This is a genomic window from Streptomyces sp. NPDC048411 (assembly GCF_040704695.1).
Lineage (GTDB): Bacteria > Actinomycetota > Actinomycetes > Streptomycetales > Streptomycetaceae > Streptomyces.
Genome location: NZ_JBEZKL010000054.1, coordinates 27,481 through 47,796 on the forward strand (window position 1 = coordinate 27,481; position 20,316 = coordinate 47,796).

17 protein-coding genes and 1 riboswitch are annotated in these 20,316 nt (G+C 69.3%); of the genes, 2 read left to right on the plus strand and 15 right to left on the minus strand.

The features are described from left to right. Positions 1–5 precede the first annotated feature (5 nt). Positions 6–2,531, plus strand: a complete 2,526-nt coding sequence (locus AB0915_RS20305; RefSeq protein WP_366692405.1) for an FtsX-like permease family protein — start codon at positions 6–8, stop codon at positions 2,529–2,531. 95 nt (positions 2,532–2,626) lie between these two features. Here the strand turns inward: AB0915_RS20305 and AB0915_RS20310 are convergent, their stop codons facing one another. The 13 genes from AB0915_RS20310 to AB0915_RS20370 all read right to left on the minus strand — a co-directional run bounded on the left by AB0915_RS20310 (position 2,627) and on the right by AB0915_RS20370 (position 16,822). Continuing rightward, the gene (locus AB0915_RS20310; RefSeq protein ID WP_366692406.1) at positions 2,627–3,931 is read right to left on the minus strand and encodes a cyclopropane-fatty-acyl-phospholipid synthase family protein; all 1,305 of its coding nucleotides are present in this window, start codon (positions 3,929–3,931) and stop codon (positions 2,627–2,629) included. Between the two features lie 291 nt (positions 3,932–4,222). After that, positions 4,223–5,608: an NAD(P)/FAD-dependent oxidoreductase gene (locus tag AB0915_RS20315; protein WP_366692407.1), complete on the minus strand. Its 1,386-nt coding sequence runs from the start codon at positions 5,606–5,608 to the stop codon at positions 4,223–4,225. A gap of 474 nt (positions 5,609–6,082) precedes the next feature. Continuing rightward, positions 6,083–7,024, minus strand: coding sequence for a Ppx/GppA phosphatase family protein (locus AB0915_RS20320; protein ID WP_366692408.1), 942 nt, complete (start codon positions 7,022–7,024; stop codon positions 6,083–6,085). Between the two features lie 74 nt (positions 7,025–7,098). Continuing rightward, a complete protein-coding gene (locus AB0915_RS20325; RefSeq protein WP_366692409.1) occupies positions 7,099–7,707 on the minus strand; it encodes a DUF501 domain-containing protein in 609 nt (202 codons plus the stop codon). An 81-nt stretch (positions 7,708–7,788) separates the two neighbouring features. Beyond that, a complete protein-coding gene (locus AB0915_RS20330) occupies positions 7,789–8,259 on the minus strand; it encodes a septum formation initiator family protein (RefSeq protein ID WP_366692410.1) in 471 nt (156 codons plus the stop codon). Positions 8,260–8,452: 193 nt separating this feature from the next. Beyond that, positions 8,453–9,739 carry a phosphopyruvate hydratase gene (gene eno / locus AB0915_RS20335; protein WP_366692411.1) on the minus strand — a complete coding sequence of 429 codons (1,287 nt, stop codon included), beginning with the start codon at positions 9,737–9,739 and terminating at the stop codon, positions 8,453–8,455. A gap of 302 nt (positions 9,740–10,041) precedes the next feature. Next, positions 10,042–10,773, minus strand: coding sequence for a transglycosylase family protein (locus AB0915_RS20340; RefSeq protein ID WP_366692412.1), 732 nt, complete (start codon positions 10,771–10,773; stop codon positions 10,042–10,044). 3 nt (positions 10,774–10,776) lie between these two features. Further along, positions 10,777–10,948: riboswitch (cyclic di-AMP (ydaO/yuaA leader) on the minus strand. 300 nt (positions 10,949–11,248) lie between these two features. Next, positions 11,249–12,148 (minus strand): transglycosylase family protein, encoded by a 900-nt coding sequence (locus tag AB0915_RS20345; RefSeq protein WP_366692413.1) that lies wholly within the window; start codon positions 12,146–12,148, stop codon positions 11,249–11,251. Between the two features lie 105 nt (positions 12,149–12,253). Next, complete coding sequence (locus AB0915_RS20350; RefSeq protein ID WP_366692414.1) at positions 12,254–13,531, minus strand: cytochrome P450; 1,278 nt, start codon at positions 13,529–13,531, stop codon at positions 12,254–12,256. A 9-nt stretch (positions 13,532–13,540) separates the two neighbouring features. Further along, positions 13,541–14,503: a nucleoside triphosphate pyrophosphohydrolase gene (locus tag AB0915_RS20355; protein WP_366692415.1), complete on the minus strand. Its 963-nt coding sequence runs from the start codon at positions 14,501–14,503 to the stop codon at positions 13,541–13,543. A 142-nt stretch (positions 14,504–14,645) separates the two neighbouring features. Beyond that, positions 14,646–15,302 (minus strand): SurA N-terminal domain-containing protein, encoded by a 657-nt coding sequence (locus AB0915_RS20360; RefSeq protein WP_366692416.1) that lies wholly within the window; start codon positions 15,300–15,302, stop codon positions 14,646–14,648. 177 nt (positions 15,303–15,479) lie between these two features. Beyond that, the gene (locus AB0915_RS20365) at positions 15,480–15,869 is read right to left on the minus strand and encodes a GtrA family protein (RefSeq protein WP_366692417.1); all 390 of its coding nucleotides are present in this window, start codon (positions 15,867–15,869) and stop codon (positions 15,480–15,482) included. Continuing rightward, positions 15,866–16,822: a glycosyltransferase family 2 protein gene (locus tag AB0915_RS20370; RefSeq protein WP_366692418.1), complete on the minus strand. Its 957-nt coding sequence runs from the start codon at positions 16,820–16,822 to the stop codon at positions 15,866–15,868. Before AB0915_RS20370 ends, AB0915_RS20365 begins: the two co-directional genes overlap by 4 nt. A gap of 133 nt (positions 16,823–16,955) precedes the next feature. On the opposite strand from AB0915_RS20370, the gene AB0915_RS20375 reads away from it, so the two are divergent. Then, positions 16,956–19,502: a YfhO family protein gene (locus tag AB0915_RS20375; protein ID WP_366692425.1), complete on the plus strand. Its 2,547-nt coding sequence runs from the start codon at positions 16,956–16,958 to the stop codon at positions 19,500–19,502. Between the two features lie 138 nt (positions 19,503–19,640). Here the strand turns inward: AB0915_RS20375 and AB0915_RS20380 are convergent, their stop codons facing one another. After that, positions 19,641–19,865 (minus strand): type II toxin-antitoxin system HicA family toxin, encoded by a 225-nt coding sequence (locus AB0915_RS20380; RefSeq protein WP_366692419.1) that lies wholly within the window; start codon positions 19,863–19,865, stop codon positions 19,641–19,643. Beyond that, on the minus strand, positions 19,862–20,080 hold the full coding sequence (locus tag AB0915_RS20385; protein WP_366692420.1) for a type II toxin-antitoxin system HicB family antitoxin: 219 nt from the start codon (positions 20,078–20,080) through the stop codon (positions 19,862–19,864). Before AB0915_RS20385 ends, AB0915_RS20380 begins: the two co-directional genes overlap by 4 nt. Positions 20,081–20,316 lie beyond the last annotated feature (236 nt).

Consider the following 20,316-nt stretch of genomic DNA (forward strand, 5'->3'; position numbering starts at 1 on the left):
CAGACATGTTCCGTACCGCCCTGCGCAATGTGCTCGCGCACAAGGCCAGGCTGCTGATGACCGTTCTCGCCGTGATGCTCGGCGTGGCCTTCGTCTCCGGCACCCTGGTCTTCACCGACACCCTCGGCAACGCCTTCCGCAACCAGTCGGCGAAGAGTTACGACCACACCGCCGTCGCCGTCACCACCCACGCGGACCAGCGCGACAACAAGACCTCCGGCATCGACGCCGCCACGCTCAAGAAGATCCAGGGCCTGGACGGGGTGGCCACCGCCACCGGCCGGGTCTCCGGTTTCGCCGGGGTCGCCGACCCGCACGGCAAGCTGATCGGCAACGGCTGGTCCAACACCGGCGCCAACTTCTTCCCCGGCCCGAACGGCAAGGACGCCTCGTACACCTTCGTCGACGGCACGGGTCCGGCCGGCGACGACCGGATCGCGCTCGACAAGGAGACGGCGAAGAAGGGCGAGTACAAGGTCGGCGACCGGGTACGGGTCGCCACGAACGGCCCGGTGAAGGAGTACACCCTCTCCGGTGTCTTCACCACCGAGGACGGCGCGGTCAACGCGGGCGGCAGCCTGGTCCTCTTCGACACCCCGGTCGCCCAGCAGCTCTACCTCAGGCCCGGCTGGTTCCAGGACGTCACCGTCACCGCGGCGGCCGGCGCCTCCGACCGGAAGCTGCTGGACGCGGTGGAGCCCCTGCTGCCCAAGGACGCCAACGCCCAGACCGGCAAGGCCCTCGCCGATGACCAGGCGAAGCAGATCGAGAGCAGCCTGAGCAACCTCAACACGATGCTGCTCGCGTTCGCGGCCATCGCCCTGTTCGTCGGCATCTTCCTGATCGCCAACACGTTCACCATGCTGGTCGCCCAGCGCACCAAGGAACTGGCGCTGATGCGCGCCGTCGGCGCCTCCCGCCGGCAGGTCAAGCGCTCCGTACTCCTCGAAGCGGCCGTGGTCGGCGCGCTCGCCTCCGTGATCGGCTTCCTGCTCGGTCTCGGTCTCGCCACCGGACTGCGCTCGGCGATGAGCCTGATCGGCGGGAAGATCCCGGCCGGACCGCTGGTGATCTCCCCCGTCGCGGTCGGCGCCGCGTTCGGCGTCGGCATCCTGATCACCGTGCTGGCCGCCTGGCTGCCGGCCCGCCGCGCCGCGAAGATCGCGCCGGTTGCCGCGATGAGCAGCGTCCACGCGGTGGCCACCACCAAGTCACTGGTCGTGCGGAACTCGATCGGCGGGGTGCTCACCCTGCTCGGTGCGGCCGGGATTCTCGCGGGTGCGGCGACCGGTTCGGACGGCCGGACGATGATCGGGATCGGTGCCTTCGTGGCGCTGATCGGTGTCATCGTGCTGATCCCGCTGCTGTCGCGGCCGGTCATCGCCCTGGTGCGGCCGTTGCTGCTGAAGCTGTTCGGGGTCTCGGGCAAGCTGGCTGCACAGAACGCGGTCCGTAACCCGCGGCGTACCGGGGCAACCGCCTCCGCTCTCGCGATCGGTCTCACCCTGGTCACCGGCATCTCGGTGCTGGGCGTCACGCTCGGCCAGGCCGTCGACCGGATGACGACGGACAACATCAAGGCCGACTACATGATCTCGATGGCGAGCGGCGACTCGCTCGACAAGTCGGCGCTCACCGCCCTGGAGAAGTCCGACGTCGTCGTCGCGGTCTCGCCCCAGCAGGCCGCCACCATCAAGGTCAAGGGCACGTACCACTCGGTCTCCGGGGTCACGCCGGGCGATGTGCAGAAGGTCTTCTCCGTGAAGACGGTCTCCGGTTCGCTGGACTCGCTGGGCGACGGCGAGATCGCCGTCGGCGACAAGACCGCGAAGTCGAACGGCTGGAAGCCCGGCACCTCCCTCCCGGTGACGTACGACGACGACAAGAAGGGCACCCTGACGGTCGGCGCGGTCTACGAGGAGAACGGGTTCCTCTCACCGGTCCTGATGCCGAGGAACATCCTGACCGCGCATCAGAGCCACCCGGACATCCGCGAGATCTGGCTGAAGACGGACGGCGGCGCGTCGAAGGCCAACGAGCAGGCCGTGGTCGACGCCCTGGGTGACAACCCGGCGATGTCCGTCATGGACCGGCAGGACATCCGGGACCGGTTCGGCGGCTTCATCAGCATGGCGCTGAACATCATGTACGGGCTGCTGGCGATGGCCCTGATCATCGCGGTGCTCGGGGTCATCAACACCCTGGCGATGTCGGTCTTCGAGCGTCAGCAGGAAATCGGCATGCTGCGGGCGATCGGTCTGGACCGGCGCAGGGTCAAGCGCATGATCCGGCTGGAGGCCGTGGTCATCTCGGTCTTCGGTGCGGTGATCGGGGTCGCGCTCGGTACGTTCCTCGGCTGGGCGGTCGGCCGGACGCTGGCCTCCGACATCCCGGACTACGCCCTGGTGATCCCGTGGGACCGGATCGCGGTCTTCCTGGTACTGGCGGCGCTGGTGGGCGTGCTGGCCTCGCTCTGGCCGGCCCGCAGCGCGGCGAAGCTGAACATGCTGACGGCGATCAAGACCGAGTGACGAGTAAGAGGCCGCGGCATTGAGCCCCTGATACGGAGGGCCGGTACCCGCAAGCTGGAGCTGCGGGTACCGGCCCTCTCTGCGCTCGTACGTGTTCAGCCGGCCGCGGACGCCTTCCAGTCGCGGGCCCGCAGCGGCATACGGGCGGCCCCGCCCCCTGCCGGGCGCACCGCGAGGATCTGGTTGACCCCGATCCTGTTGTGCTCGAAGGAGAGGGCGGAGGCGGCCATGTAGAGGCGCCAGACCCTGGCCCGGCCGGGCGAGGTCATCGTGACCGCCCGGTCCCAGTGCTTCTCCAGATTGGCGACCCAGCGGCGCAGGGTCAGTGCGTAGTGCTCACGGATCGACTCGACGTCACGGGCCTCGAAGCCGGCTTCCTCGAGGGTGGCGACGGTCCGGCCCAACGGGGCGAGTTCGCCGTCGGGGAAGACGTACGCGTCGATGAACTCGTCCACGTGGTAAGCGGACTCGTCCCGTTCCGGGCGACGGGCGATCTGGTGGTTGAGCAGCCGGCCGCCCGGCTTCAGAAGGGCGTAGAGGTCGTCGGCGTACTCGCGGTAGCGGACCGAGCCGACGTGCTCGGCCATGCCGATCGACGAGATGGCGTCGTACGGGCCGTCCCTGACGTCCCGGTAGTCCTGGACCCGGATCTCGATCCGGTCGGTCAGACCTTCCTCGGCGATGCGCTTGCGGGCGTATGCGGCCTGTTCGACGGAGAGGGTCACCCCGGTGACCTGGGCGCCGTACTCGCGGGCCGCGTGGATGGCCATGGAGCCCCAGCCGCAGCCGACATCGAGGAGGCGGTCGCCCTCCTTCAGCGCGAGCTTGCGGCAGACCAGGTCGAGCTTGTCCCGCTGGGCGTCCTCCAGGCTTCCGTCGTCCTCCCAGTAGGCGCAGGAGTAGACCATGGACGGGCCGAGGACCAGTTCGTAGAAGTCGTTGCCCACGTCGTAGTGGTGGCTGATGGCCTCCTTGTCGCGGCGCTTGGTGTGGAGGGGGCCGGTGCGGCGGCGGACCTCCTCGGCGGGCGGGGACGGCGGCGGCCAGGGTCCCGCCAGATGCAGCAGACTCCGGGCGGCGGCCCGGAGCTGTGGGTTCCGGATCGGGTGGACAGTGTCCTTCGCATCCACGCCGCGCTCCCAGAGCAGTCCGGCCATCAGATCCAGCGTCTCGTAGAGATCGCCGTCGATGTCGAGTTCGCCGGCCACCCAGGCGCGGGCCAGGCCCAGTTCGCCCGGCTTCCAGAGCAGCCGGCGCAACGCCCGGCGGTTCCGGATGACGAGAACGGGGGCGCCGGGCGGTCCGGATTCGCTGCCGTCCCAGGCCCGGATCCGGACCGGCAGGGGTTCTCCCAGCAACTCCTCGGCGAGAGCGGTCAGCCGCAACGCGGCGTCTGCCATGGCGTACACCTCCGTGATGGTGTTTCCCAACGAGCCCAAACATGCCCAAACATGCCTCGAACCACGCCGTGTACCCGTGGTGCCACGACGAGGTACACCGCCGTCAACACTCTCCGGCGCCAACGCCATCCCGCAGTGGCGCAACGGAACGGCGCAATGCCTGCGCACCACACATATGTGCTGGGGGGTCACTCCCGGGCCCGGACACGCCGAAGGGGCCGCCCGCACCACGGATGGCGGGCGGCCCCTTCGGGCGTCGTACGGAGAGGATCCGGCGGACCGGAGCCCGGGCTAGGAGGCCTTGGCCTTCTCGCCCTCGGTCTTGGCGGCGGCCGGAGCCGGGGCCGGCTTGGCGGCCTCGTAGAACTCCTCGCGCGGCGTCTCCATGGCGCCGAGCGAGACGACCTCGCGCTTGAGGAACATCGCAAGGGTCCAGTCGGCGAAGATCCGGATCTTACGATTCCAGGTCGGCATCGCCATGCCGTGGTAGCCACGGTGCATGTACCAGGCGAGACGGCCCTTGAGCTTGATCTTCATCTTGCCCATGACGATCATCGCGACGCCCTTGTGCAGGCCGAGACCGGCGACCGCACCCTTGTTGGCGTGGCTGTATTCCTTCTGCGGGAAGCCGCGCATCCCGGAGATGACGTTGTCGCCGAGGACCTTGGCCTGACGCAGCGCGTGCTGCGCGTTCGGCGGGCACCAGGCGTTCGGGTTACCGGCCCTGCGGCCGACCATGTCCGGAACCTGGGCGTTGTCGCCCGCGGCCCAGATGTAGTCGGTGCCCTGCACCTGGAGCTTCTCGGACGTGTCCACGTGACCGCGCGGACCGAGCGGCAGGCCGAAGCGGGCCAGCGCCGGGTTCGGCTTCACGCCGGCCGTCCACACGATGGTGTTGGAGTCGACCTCGAGGCCGTTCTTCAGGACGACGTGACCGTCGACGCAGGAGTCCATGGAGGTCGAGAGGAAGACCTCGACGCCACGGGACTCCAGGTGCTCACGGCCCCAGGTGCCCAGCTTCGGGCCGACCTCGGGAAGGATCTTGTCGGCGGCGTCGACGAGGATGAAGCGCATGTCCTCGCGCTTCACGTTCGTGTAGTACTTCGCCGCGTCGCGGGCCATGTCCTCGACCTCGCCGATGGTCTCCGCACCGGCGAAGCCGCCGCCCACGAAGACGAACGTCAACGCCCTGCGGCGGACGTCCTCATCGGTCGTCGAGTCGGCCTTGTCCAGCTGCTCGAGAACGTGGTTGCGCAGGCCGATGGCCTCCTCGATGCCCTTCATGCCGATGCCCTGTTCGGCCAGGCCGGGGATCGGGAAGGTACGGGAGACGGCGCCCATCGCGATGACGAGGTAGTCGAAGGGCAGCTCGTAGGCCTCGCCGACCAGCGGCGCGACCGTGGCGACCTTGCGGTCCTGGTCGATGGTCGTGACGCGGCCGGTGAGAACCTCGGCCTTCGGCAGTACGCGTCGCAGCGGGACGACGACATGCCGCGGCGAGATGCTGCCTGCGGCGGCTTCGGGGAGGAAAGGCTGGTAGGTCATGTACGACCGGGGGTCGACGACCGTGACGGTCGCCTCTCCGTAGCGCATCTTCTTCAGAATGCGCCGAGCTGCGTACAGGCCTACGTACCCACCGCCTACTACGAGGATCCTGGGACGCTCCGTGGTGCTCATGCCATCGAGTATCCACCCCCCTCGGGGGGCATGCTCGTGAGCCCCTTCACAAGGTATCGCCCACCCTCTGCTACACTTCGCCGCCCACGTGAGCGAGGTCATGGCGTCACAGGGGAACCACGGTGCAGCAGCGAACGTTGTTCACCGCTTGTGAGCTGGCTCTTGAGCCCCGCGAGCGGGGTGAAGCACCCCTTCGGCCAACACCGCGGCAACACGTCCGGAACCCTCCCACACACGCAGCGAGCGCGTCCGCGGACGGTCCCGGGGCCCCGTACGGAGCAGAAGTGCGCATCGAGGGAACGAATTCCTTGTGAAGAAGTTCACGAACTTCGTCGCGGAGTGTCTCCCGAAGAGGTCCCGGAGGGGCTCCCGACGACTCAAAGGTGCAGGCGGGAGTGCGCCTGAGCGCCTTTTCGGCGCCTCTTGCCGCACCCCCGCGAACAGCCTTTCGAGCGGGCTGCCGACGGCCTCCGGCTACGCGATGGACCAGGCGATCCCGTCGAGAATGTCGTGCTCGCTGACGACGATCTCGCGGGCCCCGGTCCGCTTCATCACACCCAGCAGGACGAGCGCCCCGGCGGTGATCACGTCGACCCGCCCTGGATGCATCGCGGGGATCGCGGCTCGCTCGGCGTGGGTCGAGGTGACGAGCCGTCCGGTGATCTCCTGGACCTGCTCGAAGGAGATCCGGGAGTGGTGGATCGCCTCGGAGTCGTACTCCTCCAGTCCCAGCGCGATCGCGGCCACAGTGGTGACGGTGCCGGCGAGGCCGACGAGCGTGGCGGCTTCGGTGAGCGGGACGGTCTCCTCGGCCAGATCGAGGGCGGCGTCGATGTCCGCGCGGATCGCGGTGATCTGACCCGGTGTGGGAGGGTCGGTGACGACACCGTCGCGTACAAGATGGCGCTCGGTCATCCGTACGCAGCCGATGTCCACCGACCGCGCGGCCAGGACCCGGTCGTCGCCGACGACGAACTCGGTGGATCCGCCGCCGATGTCCACCACCAGGTAGGGCTTCGGCAGGTGTTCGCTGCCCGCGAGCTCCTTGGTGGCGCCGTCGAAGGAGAACTCGGCCTCCTGGTCGCCGCTGATCACCTCGGGCTCGACGCCGAGGATGTCCAGCACGCCGCGGACGAACTCGTCCCTGTTCTCCGCGTCGCGGGAGGCGGAGGTAGCGACGAAGCGGATCTTCTCCGCGCCGTACTCCTTGATCACCTCCGCGTACTGGCGGCAGGCGGCGAAGGTCCGCTCCAGGGCCTCGGGCGCGAGCCGGCCGGTGCGGTCCACGCCCTGGCCGAGGCGGACGATCTCCATCCGCCGGTCGAGCTCGGTGAGCTCACCCGTGGCGGGGTCGGCGTCGGCGACGAGCAGTCGGATGGAGTTGGTTCCGCAGTCGATGGCGGCAACGCGGGTCATGGGTGCTCCTAGAAATCAAGCCCCTCCGGCGATTGAGGAGCGGGGGTCCGGGGGCGGAGCCCCCGGGGGAACGGTCAGCCCTCGTCCGGCGCCCCGTCGGCCGGCCGGAACGCGACGTACCCGCCCTCCGACGTCTCGACGGTCAGGCCGTCCTTCTCCTCCGGCGCGCCGCACGGCGTCACGCAGGGCCCCTTGCGCCACCACTCCGGCAGCATCGCAATCGCCTCGTCGCCCAGCGGGTTCACGCCCGGCCCCGCCGCCAGCGAGTGCCCCACCAGCACGTGCAGGCACTTCACCCGGTCCGGCATGCCGCCCGCGCTGGGAAAGCCCTCCAGCACCTCGATCGCGTCACGCCGGGCGATGTAGTCCTCGTGCGCGGCACGGTAGGCAGCCGCCAGCTCCGGGTCCGTGGCCAGACGGTCCGTCATCTCCTTCATGACGCCGTTCGCCTCCAGCGTGCCGATCGCGGAAGCCGCGCGCGGGCACGTCAGGTAGTACGTCGTCGGGAACGGCGTACCGTCCTCCAGCCGCGGGGACGTCTCGACCACGTCCGGGTTGCCGCACGGGCAGCGGTGCGCGATCGCACGCAGCCCGCGCGGCGGGCGGCCGAGCTGCTGCTGGAACGCGGCGATGTCCGCCTCGGTGGGTGGGGTGGACTCGGTCTGGGGAGGGGGCGTTTCCATGCCTGCCTTGGATCTACTCGGATGCGTGAACTACGGCTCCGCACAGTGCTGCGGAGACGAGGTGAACAAGGGAATGAGAAGTCAGTTGCGGTCGGCGCTGTCCACGCCGTCCCACAGGTTGGAGTGCCACGGCCGGTCGGTCTCCTTCGCCCCTCCGCTGCGTTCCTTCGCCGCGTCGGGGTCGATCACCGTGTAGCTGGTCTCCCCGGGACTCACGTAGTGCAGGTGCTCCCGGGCCAGCCGCCGGACGTACGCGTCGTCCTGGAGGCGCGCCTTCTCGTCGCGCAGCTCCTCGGTGCGCTTCTCGGCCTCCTGCGCCAGCCGCTCCTGGTCGGCGATGTCGTCGCGCTGCGACACGTACTGCCGCATCGGGTACGCGAGCGCCACCACCAGGGAGCAGACGACCAGGGCGAGGAACGCGGCCCGGCCGGTGAGCCGGGAGCGGCGGGCCTGGCGGCGGTTCTGGGACCGGTAGACGCGGGCGGCGGTCTGCTCACCGAGCAGTCGCAGCCGGGTCGCGGTGGAGAACCGGTCCCGGTCCTTCGCGGCCATGTCTCCGCCTCCCCACTACGCACGTCCGTCCCCGCACACGGTACGGGACCGAGTGCGGGGACGGACGGAGGCCGTGGCCTTTGCCCGGTACCGGGCCTGCGATCAGCCCTTGCCGTGCTGATCAGTCAGCGGAGCGCTGTGCTGATCAGTTCGCAGAGCGCTGTGCTGATCAGTTCGCAGAGCGCTGTGCTGATCAGTTCGCAGAGCGAAACCGCGGGAACGCGGAGCGGCCCGCGTACACCGCCGCGTCGTCGAGGATCTCCTCGATGCGCAGCAGCTGGTTGTACTTGGCGACGCGGTCCGAGCGGGCCGGGGCGCCGGTCTTGATCTGGCCGCAGTTCACCGCGACGGCGAGGTCGGCGATGGTGACGTCCTCGGTCTCGCCGGAGCGGTGGGACATCATGCACTTGAAGCCGTTGCGCTGGGCCAGCTCGACGGCGTCCAGGGTCTCGGTCAGCGAACCGATCTGGTTGACCTTGACGAGCAGGGCGTTGGCGGAGCCCTCCTCGATGCCGCGGGCCAGGCGCTCCGGGTTGGTGACGAACAGGTCGTCGCCGACGATCTGCACCTTGGCGCCGAGCTTCTGGGTGATGACGTTCCAGCCGGCCCAGTCGTCCTCGTACAGCGGGTCCTCGATGGAGACCAACGGGTACGCGGAGACGAGCTCCTCGTAGTACTCGGTCATCTCGGCGGCCGAGCGGGACTTGCCCTCGAACTCGTACGTGCCGTCCTTGTAGAACTCCGAGGCGGCGACGTCGAGCGCGAGCGCGATGTCCTTGCCCGGGGCGTAACCGGCTTCCTTGATGGCCTCGATGATGAGGTCCAGGGCGGCGCGGTTCGACTCCAGGTTCGGCGCGAAGCCGCCCTCGTCGCCGAGACCGGTCGACAGGCCCTTGGTCTTCAGGACCTTCTTCAGCGTGTGGTAGACCTCGGCGCCCCAGCGCAGGGCCTCGGAGAAGGACTCCGCGCCGATCGGCGCGATCATGAACTCCTGGATGTCCACGTTGGAGTCGGCGTGCGACCCACCGTTGAGGATGTTCATCATCGGGACGGGCAGCAGGTGCGCGTTCGGGCCACCGAGGTAGCGGAACAGCGGCAGGTCCGAGGCCTCGGACGCGGCGTGCGCGACGGCCAGCGAGACGCCGAGGATGGCGTTGGCGCCGAGCGAGCCCTTGTTCTCGGTGGCGTCCAGGTCGAACATGGCCTGGTCGATCAGCCGCTGCTCGGTGGCGTCGTAGCCGACGAGCTCCGGGCCGATCTGCTCGATCACGGCGAGGACGGCCTTCTCGACGCCCTTGCCCTGGTAGCGGTTGGGGTCACCGTCGCGAAGCTCAATGGCCTCGAACGCACCGGTGGAGGCGCCGGACGGCACAGCAGCACGGCCCGTGCTGCCGTCGTCGAGGCCAACCTCGACCTCGACCGTGGGGTTTCCGCGGGAGTCGAGGATTTCCCGGGCTACGACGACGTCGATGGACGGCACGAGGCATCTCCTTCTGGGATATGACGCTGGTTGTGCAGGGTCGCTTTGGCCTTGCGACAAGAGCCTAACCGGCTGGGCCGCCTCGGTCCGCCGACCGCCCGCCCCCTGGGACGAAAAAGGACCCAAGGGCACTCGTAGCAGGGCAAAGGTCCAGATTTCTACTGGACGGTAACGACAACGGTTGAACAGTGAATACGAAAAACCCCGACCCGGCACGTACGGGGGAATCCGCGCCGGGTCGGGGTGCTCGGGGAGGAGAGAGCCCGTGTCTACGGGGAGCCCGTGTCCACGGAGCGCCCGTCCTACTTCGTCAGGTGGAGCTGCTGACCCGGGTAGATCAGGTCGGCGTCCTGGACGATGTCCTTGTTCAGCTTGAAGAGCTGCTGCCAGCCGCCCTTCACCTTGTGCTGCGCGGCGATCTTGCTGAGCGAGTCGCCGGACTTCACCGTGTACTCGCCGTCGCCCTTGGCGACCTTCTCGCCGGTCGGCGTGGTGACGGTCTTCTTGGGGGCGGTGCCGCGGTCCGCGCGGGAGGCGGCGGGGGCCTCGGTGCGCTCGGCCGGCTTCGGCGCGGCCTGCTTCGGCGCGGCCTGCTTCGACTGCTGCGCCGGGGCGTTCTGCTGCGCGGTGGAACCGGTGTCGACACCCGGGTCGACACCATCGTTGGTGAGGCGACCGGCGCCGGCACAGCCCCAGGCACCCGGGCCCTGCATGGCGAGGAGCTTCTCGGCGGTGGCGATCTGCTGAGCCTTGGTGGCGAGGTCGGCACGCGGGGCGTACTGCGTACCACCGGCGGCGGCCCAGCTGGACTGCGAGAACTGCAGGCCGCCGTAGTAGCCGTTGCCGGTGTTGATGGACCAGTTGCCACCGGACTCGCACTGGGCGACGGCGTCCCACGTGGCGACGGAGGCGGCGGAGGCACCGGTCGCACCCATCAGAGGAGCGGCGATGGCGGCACCGGTGACACCGGCGAGCGTGGCGACACGGACGGCCTTGGACGGGCGACGGTGCTTGCCCTTGCTGTTCAGCAGCATGGAACTTCTCCTCACCGACGCCTACGAGGTGAGCTGTCGGGTTCGGGCCAAGTGAGTTGCCCGGTCGCATGTCCTAGCACGCGACTTCACCCCGAGCCGGTCCTGACGGTCTTTCGACCATCGGGCCCGGCGGCTTACCTGGGTCCCCCGCTCCTGCCTACGGCGCTTTACGCGTCTGTTCCCTTCGACCGACGGCAGGATTCGGCGTGACGGTCGACGGGGCCCGCGGTGCGAGCGGTTCCGACCGTAAACGTATGCAACCTCGACATTCAAAGATGGGCATAACGGACAATCAGTCCTTACCTGCATCCGAATGCGCAGCGTTTTCGCAGGTGAGGGGCGATGCGGACAGACCCGGCAGGCGCGACACGCCAATTGACGCAAAGAGACCCATGTCTCACTTACGCATAAGCGGACATAGGTCCCTGAACTACCCCGGTTTCTGGGGTGCTTTTAGCCGTTTATCAGACTGCTCTCACTTCGACTTCACGCCGAGATCGAGGCTCTGGCCAGGCAGGATGAGGTCCGGGTCGCCGCCGACCGCACCCTTGTTCGCCTTGTAGAGAGCGGGCCATCCGCCGGGAACCTTCTGTGCGTCAGCAATCGCCGAGAGGTTGTCGCCCGGCCGGACGGTGTAATCGCCGTCGGCCGCCACCGCGCGCGTGTCGCGCCCCTCACTGTTGCCGCGGGAAGCATGCCGGCCCGAGTCCCGGCCACCGCCCCTGCCCGCACCCTGACTCACCTCGGAGGCCGGCGCGCCACGGTGCTTGCCACCCGCCTCATTTCCGGGGACGTCGGACTTCTGGGGCGAGTCAGACGAATCAGACTTCTTGGACGGTGATGTGGCTGACGGCTCTGCCGACGGCTTGTGCGACGCGTTGCCCGACGCCTTGTGCGACGCCTTGTGCGACGCCTTGGCGGACGGCGCCTCGGACGCGTCCCCGCCCTTCGCCGGTTCGGCCGACGGCACGACTCCCGGGTCGACCCCCGGCAACACCCCGTCCTCCGTGAGCCCGGAGATGCCCGCACAGCTGGGCCACGCCTTCGGCCCCTGGTCCTCCAGGACCTTCTCGGCGACCGCTATCTGCTGTGAGCGGCTGGCGAGGTCCGCGCGCGCGGCGTACGCCTCACCGCCGTACGACTTCCAGGCATCCTGCGAGAACTGAAGACCGCCGTAGAAACCGTTGCCGAGGTCGGCGCTCCACATCCCGCCGCTCTCGCACTCCGCGACCCGGTCCCAGGTCGTGGCGTCGGCGGCGTGCGCACCGGCCGCACCGAGCAGGGGAATAGCGATGGCCGAACCGGTCACGCCTGCGGCGACGACGATCGCGGGTGCCTGGCGAGGGCGACGGTGCCTGCCGTTCGCGGAGCCCATGGGATTGCCTTCCGTGTGACTGACAAGTGACTGGTGAGTCGAACGGTGAACGTAGCGGCACTCGAACGCTTGTCACAAGTCGATGCAGCGCAGATCACGTGAAAGTCACAGAGTTGACAGAGTGTCACCCTCATCGGAACGCCGGCCGGGACCGAACTCCACCGGAAGCGTGCGCAGACCACGCATGATGAGTCCGCCACGCCAGCGCACATCGGCAGGTTCCACCGCAAGCCGCACATCCGGGAGGCGCCTCAACAGCGTGGCCAGGGCAGCCTGTCCCTCCAGTCGCGCAAGCGGTGCTCCCAGGCAGTAATGGATGCCGTGCCCGTATCCAAGGTGCTGATTGTCACGCCGCGCGAGGTCAAGGGTGTCCGGGTTCGCGAACCGTTCCGGGTCCCGGTCGGCGGCGGCGAGCACCACCAGTACGGGGTCACCCGCCACGATCCGCTGCCCGCCGAGGATCAGCGGCTCGGTGGCGAACCGCCAGGTCGCCAGCTCCACCGGACCGTCGTACCGCAGCAGCTCCTCGATACCGGTCTCCAGCAGCCCTGTCTCCCCCGCGTCGAGCGAGCGCTGCAGCCGCTCCCGCTGCTCCGGATTGCGCAGCAGGGCGTACATCCCGTTGCCGATCAGGTTGACCGTCGTCTCGAATCCCGCGAAGAGGAGGATGAAGGCCATGGCGGCGGCCTCGTTCTCGGTGAGGTGCTCGCCGTGGTCACTGGCCCGGATCAGTCCCGAGATCAGGTCCTCCCCCGGGTTCTCCCGCTTCCGGTGGATGAGCTCCGCGAGATAGCCGCGCATCTTCTTCACCGACCGGGCCACCCCGCCGCGCGGACCGCCGCCGTGGCGGATCATCATCCCCGCCCAGTCCCGGAAGTCGTCCTGGTCCTCGCGCGGGACGCCGAGCAGGTCGCAGATCGCATAGATGGGGAGCGGGAACGCGAAGTCGTGAATGAGGTCCGCGGATCCCTCCTCGATGAAGTTGTCGATGAGGCGGTCCGTCAGCTCCTGCACGCGCGGGGCGAACTCAGCGACCCGGCGCGGCGTGAACGCCTTCGAGACCAGTCGGCGCAGCCTGGTGTGGTCGGGCGGGTCGATGTTCAGCAGATGCGTCATCAGCTCCGCCTTGCGCTCGCCCGGGATGCCGGTCTTCCCCTTGGCGTGCGCCGGTTCGTCGTGGTGCGCGGGGTTCTTGGAGAGCCGGGCGTCGGCGAGGGCCTGGCGGGCGTCCTCGTACCGCGTCACGAGCCATGCCTCGACCCCGCTGGGCAGCGTGGTGCGGTGCACGGGGCTGTGCTCGCGCAGCCAGGCGTAGGCCGGGTACGGGTCGGTGGCGAACTCCCAGGTGAAGAGTTCGGGGGCGTCGGCGGGGCTGTCGTTCACCCCCTGACGTTATCCGTTGGCCTCGGCGGCGAGGATCGCGTCCCGGTAGGCGCGGCCCGCAGCGCGCAGGGCGGCCTCGGGGTCCGTGCCGTCCTGTTCCGCGCGTACGGCCAGGGCGAGGAGCTCGTAACCGATGCTGTCGCCCGACGGGAGCGGCACATCGAGTCCGGCGGCACGGACCCGGCTCGCCAGCTTCGCGGCCAGCGCCAGTCCGGGCTGCCCGAGCGGGACGCCGTCCGTGACCGAGTCGCGCTGCTTCTCGATGGCCTTGGTACGCAGCCAGTGCGCGTGGACGTCCTCCGGGGTCTCGGCGGTCTCGTCACCGAAGACATGCGGATGGCGGTGGATCAGCTTCTCGACGAGGGTCGCGGCGACATCGTCGACGGAGAACGGCTCGTCCGTGTCCTCCTCCGCGATCCGGGCGTGGAAGACGACCTGGAGAAGGACGTCCCCGAGCTCCTCGCGCAGTTCGTCGCGGTCGCCGTCCTCGATCGCCTCGACGAGTTCGTACGCCTCCTCGATGGCGTACTTGGCAAGCCCCTCATGGGTCTTCTGCGAGGTCCACGGGCATTCGCCCCTGATCCGGTCCATGACCTGGACGAGGTCGAGAAGGCGGGCGCCGGGCAGATCGTACGAACCGGGCAGCAGCTCCAGGTTCGGCATCTGCACCCGGCCCGAGCCGGCCAGCCGGGCCAGCCCGTCCGTCAGCGGCTGATTGCCCTCACCACCGGTCACGACCACAACGGTCCGGCCGCCCGCGCAGGCGTCGACGAGTTCCTGCGCGGTGGGCGCGGTGTGCTCGACGGTGACGCCCGCCTCGCGCAGGTACGGCAGCTGGGGCTGGTCGGACTCGGCGCAGAGCACCCGGTCGGCGGCGTGCAGCGTCTGCCAGGCGGGCCAGGACAGCAGTCCGGGCGCGACCCGGTGGCTGGCGGTGAGCAGGACGATACGACCGGGGTCTTCAGCGTTCACCCCACCAACCTACTCGTGCCGTGACCGGCAGTGTTGTGCCGGGAGGGGCACCAGGGGGTGGGCGACCGGCCCGACCGGCCGGACGCCTCTCGTTCGCATCATGCCGGGCCCGCGGGGTCCGGCACGATCCGAACGGAAGACCCTAGGCGCCGGCCGGGGCGTCCTGCTGGGCCGGCTTGGTGACCTGGGTGATCCACGGGGCCTTGTAGTCGGCGAGCTGGGTCTGCTTGTTGTCCCAGGTGCCGAAGCGCGGGTTGACGTCGATGTGGAGCGACTTCGACGCCGCACTGAGCGCATCGCCGACGGCCTTCTGCCCGGCGGGCTGCTGCAGGTCGGCACCGAGCGCCTGGGCGAGCTTCGACAGCTGGACCTGCTCGCGCAGGACGGCATCGATCTGGTTCGGGGCGACCCAGCTCTGCTGCAGCATCATCGCCCGCAGCTGATCCTCTCCCCCGGACTGGGAGACCGCCGACTGCCGCATCTCCTGGACCTCCTTGCGGCTGACCGTGACTCCCGCGTCCGCGGCAGCCTTGTCCAGGATCCGGTCGAAGATCATCCCGTGCAGCTTGGCCCGGCTGAGCTGCCCGGACTTGTTGATGAGCTGGACGGACTGGTCGGACTCGTTCTGCGCGGTGCGTACGTCCGCCACCTGGGCCTGCACGGTGGACACCTCGATGCGGTCTCCGCCGACCACGGCTGCGGCACCTGGGTGGGCCTGGTTGCCGCAGGCGGAGAGAAGCGGCGCCGCGACGAGCATGGCGGCGGAGACGACGAGCGCGGTGCGACGGCGGCGGTGCAAAGGAGCCTCCCGGGGAGATTGCGACAGCAGGTGCGGCGCGCCGCGCCCCTTTGAGGGGTGGTGGTCGGGCGACGGGCGGGCGCACAAGACCTTGCGGTGATCGATGTTAGGCAGTGGGCGTGATCCCGGCCACTGATTCGACCAACGATTCGGGAGGAGTTGGGGATGTGGGCCTGTTCACCGCCCCTCCATGGCCGTTTCCGGCCGCAGCATGATCGCGCGGGACACCACGAACGTGATCGGGATGGCCGCCACCGCCGCGACCAGCGGTGCGTAGCGGCTGCTGAATCCGGCGAGGTCGACCAGCAGCCAGACGCCCCCGGTCGTGACGGTGAAATTGGCGGCGTTGGTCAGCGGGAAGAGCAGGAACTTCCGCCAAGTGGGGCGGGTCCGGTAGGTGAAGTACGAGTTCAGCAGGAACGAGCCGGTCATGCTCGACGCGAACGCGATCACATGCGCGGCCAGATACGGCAGCCTGGTCAGCAGGGCCAGATAGCAGCCGTAGTACGTACCGGTATTCACGACGCCGACGAGTGCGAAGCGGATCATCTGCGCCCGGACCGTCATCGGCGTACGAACTCCCGGGCCTGCTGATTCGGTACGGCGGTATTGTCGGCCTTCACCAGGAAGTGCGGTCGCCGCTTCACCTCGTAGTAGATGCGGCCGACGTACTCACCGACCACACCCACTATCACCATCTGCACCCCGGCAAGAGCCGTGACCACGACGATGAGCGTGACATAGCCGGGCGTGTCCACGCCTTTCACCAGGGCGAATCCGACGATCCAGGTGGCATAGACGAGGGCGACGGACATCAGCACCATGCCCAGGTATAACGCGGCGCGCAGTGGCTTGTTGTTGAACGAGAGCAGCCCGTCGAGTCCGTAGTTGAGGAGCTTCCCGAAGGTCCAGGCGGAGCTGCCCTGCTCGCGGACGGCGTTCTCGTAACCGAAGGTCGTCGTCGGGAATCCGACCCAGGCGAACAGTCCCTTGGAGAACCGGTTGCACTCGGTGAGTTCGAGGACGGCGTCGACGGTACGCCGGGACAGCAGCCGGAAGTCGCCGACGCCGTCGACCAGTTCCACGTCCACCAGGCGATTGATCAGCCAGTAGTAGGCGCGGGCGCCGAGGGTGCGGGTGAGACGGTCACCCTTGCGGGTGCGGCGGGCGATGACCTGGTCGTAGCCGTCGGCGTGCTCGTCCAGCATGCGGCCGATGAGTTCCGGCGGGTGCTGGAGGTCGGCGTCCATGATGACGACCGCGTCGCCGTCGGCGTGCTGGAGGCCGGCGAGCATGGCGGCCTCCTTGCCGAAGTTCCGGCTGAAGGAGAGGTAGCGGATCCGCGGGTCGGCGGCGGCCAGTTCCTCCAGAACCGGAAGCGTGCGGTCCGCGCTGCCGTCATCGACGTAGACCAGCTGGAAATCATGCCCCAGCCGCGTCATCTGCTCCGTGACACGCGCATGGAAGCGTCCGAGGATCTCCTCCTCGTTGAAACAAGGCACCACCAGCGAGACCAGCACGGAAGTATCTCACCCTGTCGTTCCGTCAGACATATATGCGTCACATGGATAGTGAGCAACCATTGCGTGAATTGAACTATGGAGGAAACATTTCGACACGGTTCACTCGCCCGTGGCTGCCATATTCCTCCGTATGCCGACCTTCCGCCCCCGCTCGGCCGCGGCCGGGCTCGCCGCACTGATCACTGCCGTCACCGTGTGCGCGGGCGATGCGGCGGCCCGCAGCTTTCCGTTCGGGCCACACACGAGGAGTGTCAATGACCTCGGAAATCAGTTCGTTCCGTTCCACACCCGGCTCTGGGACCTGCTGCACAAAAACGCCGACGGCGGGCTGTTCCTGAATTGGTCGTCCGGATACGGGACCAGCTTCCTGCCGGACCTCGGCACCTATCTGACCAGCCCGTTCGCGCTGCTCGTCGGGGTCTTTCCGCGGGACCGCATCGACCTCGCGGTGTACGTGCTGACGGTCCTGAAGATGGCGTCGGCCGCGGCGGCGATGGCGTGGCTGCTTCCGGTGCTGCGGAGCGGGCGCTGGTGGGTGGCGGGGGTGCTCGGATCCGCGTACGCGTTGTGCGGCTGGTCGGTCGTCGAGGCGTCGTACAACCCGATGTGGCTGGACGGGCTGATCGCCCTGCCGCTGCTCTGCCTGGCCGGTGAATGGGCCCGGACCGGGCGCCACCGGGTGGTGGCGCCGCTGCTCGTCGCGGTGGTGTGGACCGCCAACTTCTATACGGCGTACATGGCGACCTTGGGGGCCGCTCTGGTCCTGGTGGTGCGCCTCGTGACTGAGGGCGACAAGGGGAGGGCGGCGGTACGGGGGCTGGCGCTGGCGGTCGGGACCGTGCTGCTGGGGGTCGCTCTCGCGGCGCCCCTGCTGCTTCCCGTCTACCTGGGCACGAAACACGCCTACCCCGGCTGGGTTCGGACGTTCCGGCCCGCGCCCTGGCCCGATGTGCTCGCCCGGCTGCTCCCCACCACATACAGCTTCTTCACCCCCGCCCTCTTCCTGGCCACGGTCGCGCTGCTCCCGGCCTGCGCCCTCGTCTTCCATGGGCGGGTGCCGGGGCGCGAACGGTGGGCGTGGGCGGGGCTGGTGGCGGGGGTCGGGCTGTCCCTGCAGTGGGGGCCGACCCATCTCGTCTGGCACGCGTTCGCGACACCCAACGGCAGTCCGTACCGGCAAACGTTCGTGTTCGCCGGTCTGGTCGTGATGGCCGCCTGGATCTCCCTCTCGTACGGACGGCCCGGACGCCGCGCCCTGATCGCCGGGTGCGGGGTGCTGGCGCTGGTCGCGGCGGGAGCGGCCTTCAGCACCCAGGTCGAGGTCACGCACCTGTCGTACCTGCTGTTCGCGGTCGGTCTGGTGGCGACGGCCGCCGCGCTGGCTCTGCCCGGCCGGGGCCGCTGGGCGCCGGTCGCCACCATGCTGCTGGCCGGGGCGCTGGTGGGGCAGGCGGCGGCGACCACCGCGTTCGCCGACCGTCAGCGCGTGGCGAGGCTCGACGACTATGCGCCGTGGGGCGAGCGGCAGCGGGTGGAGGCCGCCGCAGTGGCCGGCGCGGACGGCTGGCCCGACTACCGGACCGACCCCGGCGGGGAACTGAGCACCTCCAACGATCCGCTGCTCGTGGGCGGTCAGGGCGCCGCGTACTACAGCAGCCACACACCGGACGTGCTGGCCCGCACGTTCGCCGCCCTCGGCGCCGGCTGGACGTCCAACGGCCGGGCCATGCACAGCCTGAACAACCCCGTCACCGACGCGATCTTCTCGGTCGGCGCGCGGGTGTACGGGCCACGCGACCCGCACCAGCGGCCGAACATGCCGCCGGACGACCGGCCGGTGACGGTGACGCGGCAGGAGGTGCCGCCGCTGGTGACCGTGCGACAGCCGGGCGCGGCACCGTCGTTCGGCCGGTCGCCGTTCCGTAACCAGGAGGCGCTGCTGGGCTCGCAGGTCTATACGGTGCCGCAGCCGACACTCCGGAGGGTGAGCGGTGCTCCGGTCGAGGAGCAGGGCTCGTACACGCACCGGGTGGGGCTCGGCACGTACCAGCTGACCGCCCTCTGTCCGGCGGGCAGCGAGGCGTACCTGTGGGCGCCCGGGCTGTTCGGCTCGGCTCGGCTGGATGATCAGCCGGGCGCGGAAGAAGCCGAGATCCGGGGGTTGTTGCCGTCCCGGCGCGCGGCAATGGAATCGCTGGGACGCGTGGCGGGTGGTGACGGGCAGGCCGTGGCCGGGAGCGTGCCGGTCGTGGTCACACTGACGTCCGCCCACACGGGAACCGTGCCGCACGAGCCCCTCGGCTGCCTGGACCGGGGCCGACTGGCGAAGGCCGTGACCGGGCTGCAGCGCACAGGCGCGACATCCGTCCACGTCACCGATGACGGCGTACGGGCCGAACTGCCGCCCGGCAGCCACGGCACCGTCGTGCTCGCCGCACCCAGGATCGCGGGCTGGAGCTGCCAGGGGCGCCCCGCCGACTCGTATCTGGGCCTGGTCGCGGTCCCGGTCCCCGCCCACACGTCCACGGTCGACTGCACGTTCCGGCCGCCCGGTCTGCGGGCGGGATCGGCGGCCGCGGCGGGCGGGCTGCTCGTCCTGATCGGGATGGGAGTGCGGGGAGCGCTGCTGCGCCGGCACGCCAGGCGGCGGGAGCTGGTACTGACGGGTCCGGACTGACGGGCCTGCGGGAGCCTCTGCGCGGTCGGTCGCGCAGGTCAGGAGTGGTTCGCCGGTCCGTTCAAGTGCGCTGGTGTGCGTTGCTGTCAGGGGCCGGTTGCCGTCAGCGTTGCCGTCAGCGCCCTGTGCCTCGCGACGTTACTTCAGGTGCTCGTCAAGCTCGTCGACGGTCCAGTCTGCCTGACGGAGGATGGAACGAAGGGTGCCGGGCGCAAGACCGCGGTGAAGGGGGACGATGACGGTTCGCTCACCGTTGCGGTACTTGGCGTGACTACCGCGGGTGGAGATGCGCTCGAACCCACCGTGTTCGAGGGCCTTGGCCACGGCCGCACCGGAGAGGCCTGTGGGGACAGCAGGGCTCATGCGACGCGCCGCACTTCGACGGGGGCGGTGATCACGTCGGTGACCTCGGGAGCGGGGGCGTCCTCGAAGTAAAGCTCCAGTGCCTCGCGCAGGTTCTCCAGAGACTTTTCGATGGTCTCTCCCTGGGAGGTGACCTCGACCTGGAGGCAGCGAGCCACGTACCACTCGCCCTCGTGGGTGATCGCGGCGGTCAGGTGCAATGCGTCAGCCGTCATGCCGTCAGTCTGGCACGCGCCCACCCCGCCGGACAGCGGCTTCCCCTGCTGTCACCCGCCCGTTCTTGCGTCGACCTGACGAAAGCCGATCCGTGTCGTCCTTCTTGGCCCTCCTCGGCGCCCAGCGTGACCTGCCCTTCGACGGGCGATCCCACCACAAGGTGCCCCTGTCAAAGCCGGTGGGACCCTTCAGCCACGCCTTGATTTGCTCGCCGGCGCTCGGGCAAGCCTGCATC

Coding starts and splice junctions, on each gene's coding strand:
- AB0915_RS20310 (WP_366692406.1), bottom strand. CDS start 3,931: ATGGCAGACGCCGCGTTGCGGCTGACCGCTCTCGCCGAGGAGTTGCTG.
- AB0915_RS20385 (WP_366692420.1), bottom strand. CDS start 20,080: ATGACGGCTGACGCATTGCACCTGACCGCCGCGATCACCCACGAGGGC.
- AB0915_RS20320 (WP_366692408.1), bottom strand. CDS start 7,024: ATGACCCGCGTTGCCGCCATCGACTGCGGAACCAACTCCATCCGACTG.
- AB0915_RS20325 (WP_366692409.1), bottom strand. CDS start 7,707: ATGGAAACGCCCCCTCCCCAGACCGAGTCCACCCCACCCACCGAGGCG.
- AB0915_RS20330 (WP_366692410.1), bottom strand. CDS start 8,259: ATGGCCGCGAAGGACCGGGACCGGTTCTCCACCGCGACCCGGCTGCGA.
- AB0915_RS20340 (WP_366692412.1), bottom strand. CDS start 10,773: ATGCTGCTGAACAGCAAGGGCAAGCACCGTCGCCCGTCCAAGGCCGTC.
- AB0915_RS20375 (WP_366692425.1), top strand. CDS start 16,956: ATGCCGACCTTCCGCCCCCGCTCGGCCGCGGCCGGGCTCGCCGCACTG.
- AB0915_RS20380 (WP_366692419.1), bottom strand. CDS start 19,865: ATGAGCCCTGCTGTCCCCACAGGCCTCTCCGGTGCGGCCGTGGCCAAG.
- AB0915_RS20315 (WP_366692407.1), bottom strand. CDS start 5,608: ATGAGCACCACGGAGCGTCCCAGGATCCTCGTAGTAGGCGGTGGGTAC.
- AB0915_RS20305 (WP_366692405.1), top strand. CDS start 6: ATGTTCCGTACCGCCCTGCGCAATGTGCTCGCGCACAAGGCCAGGCTG.
- AB0915_RS20345 (WP_366692413.1), bottom strand. CDS start 12,148: ATGGGCTCCGCGAACGGCAGGCACCGTCGCCCTCGCCAGGCACCCGCG.
- AB0915_RS20365 (WP_366692417.1), bottom strand. CDS start 15,869: ATGACGGTCCGGGCGCAGATGATCCGCTTCGCACTCGTCGGCGTCGTG.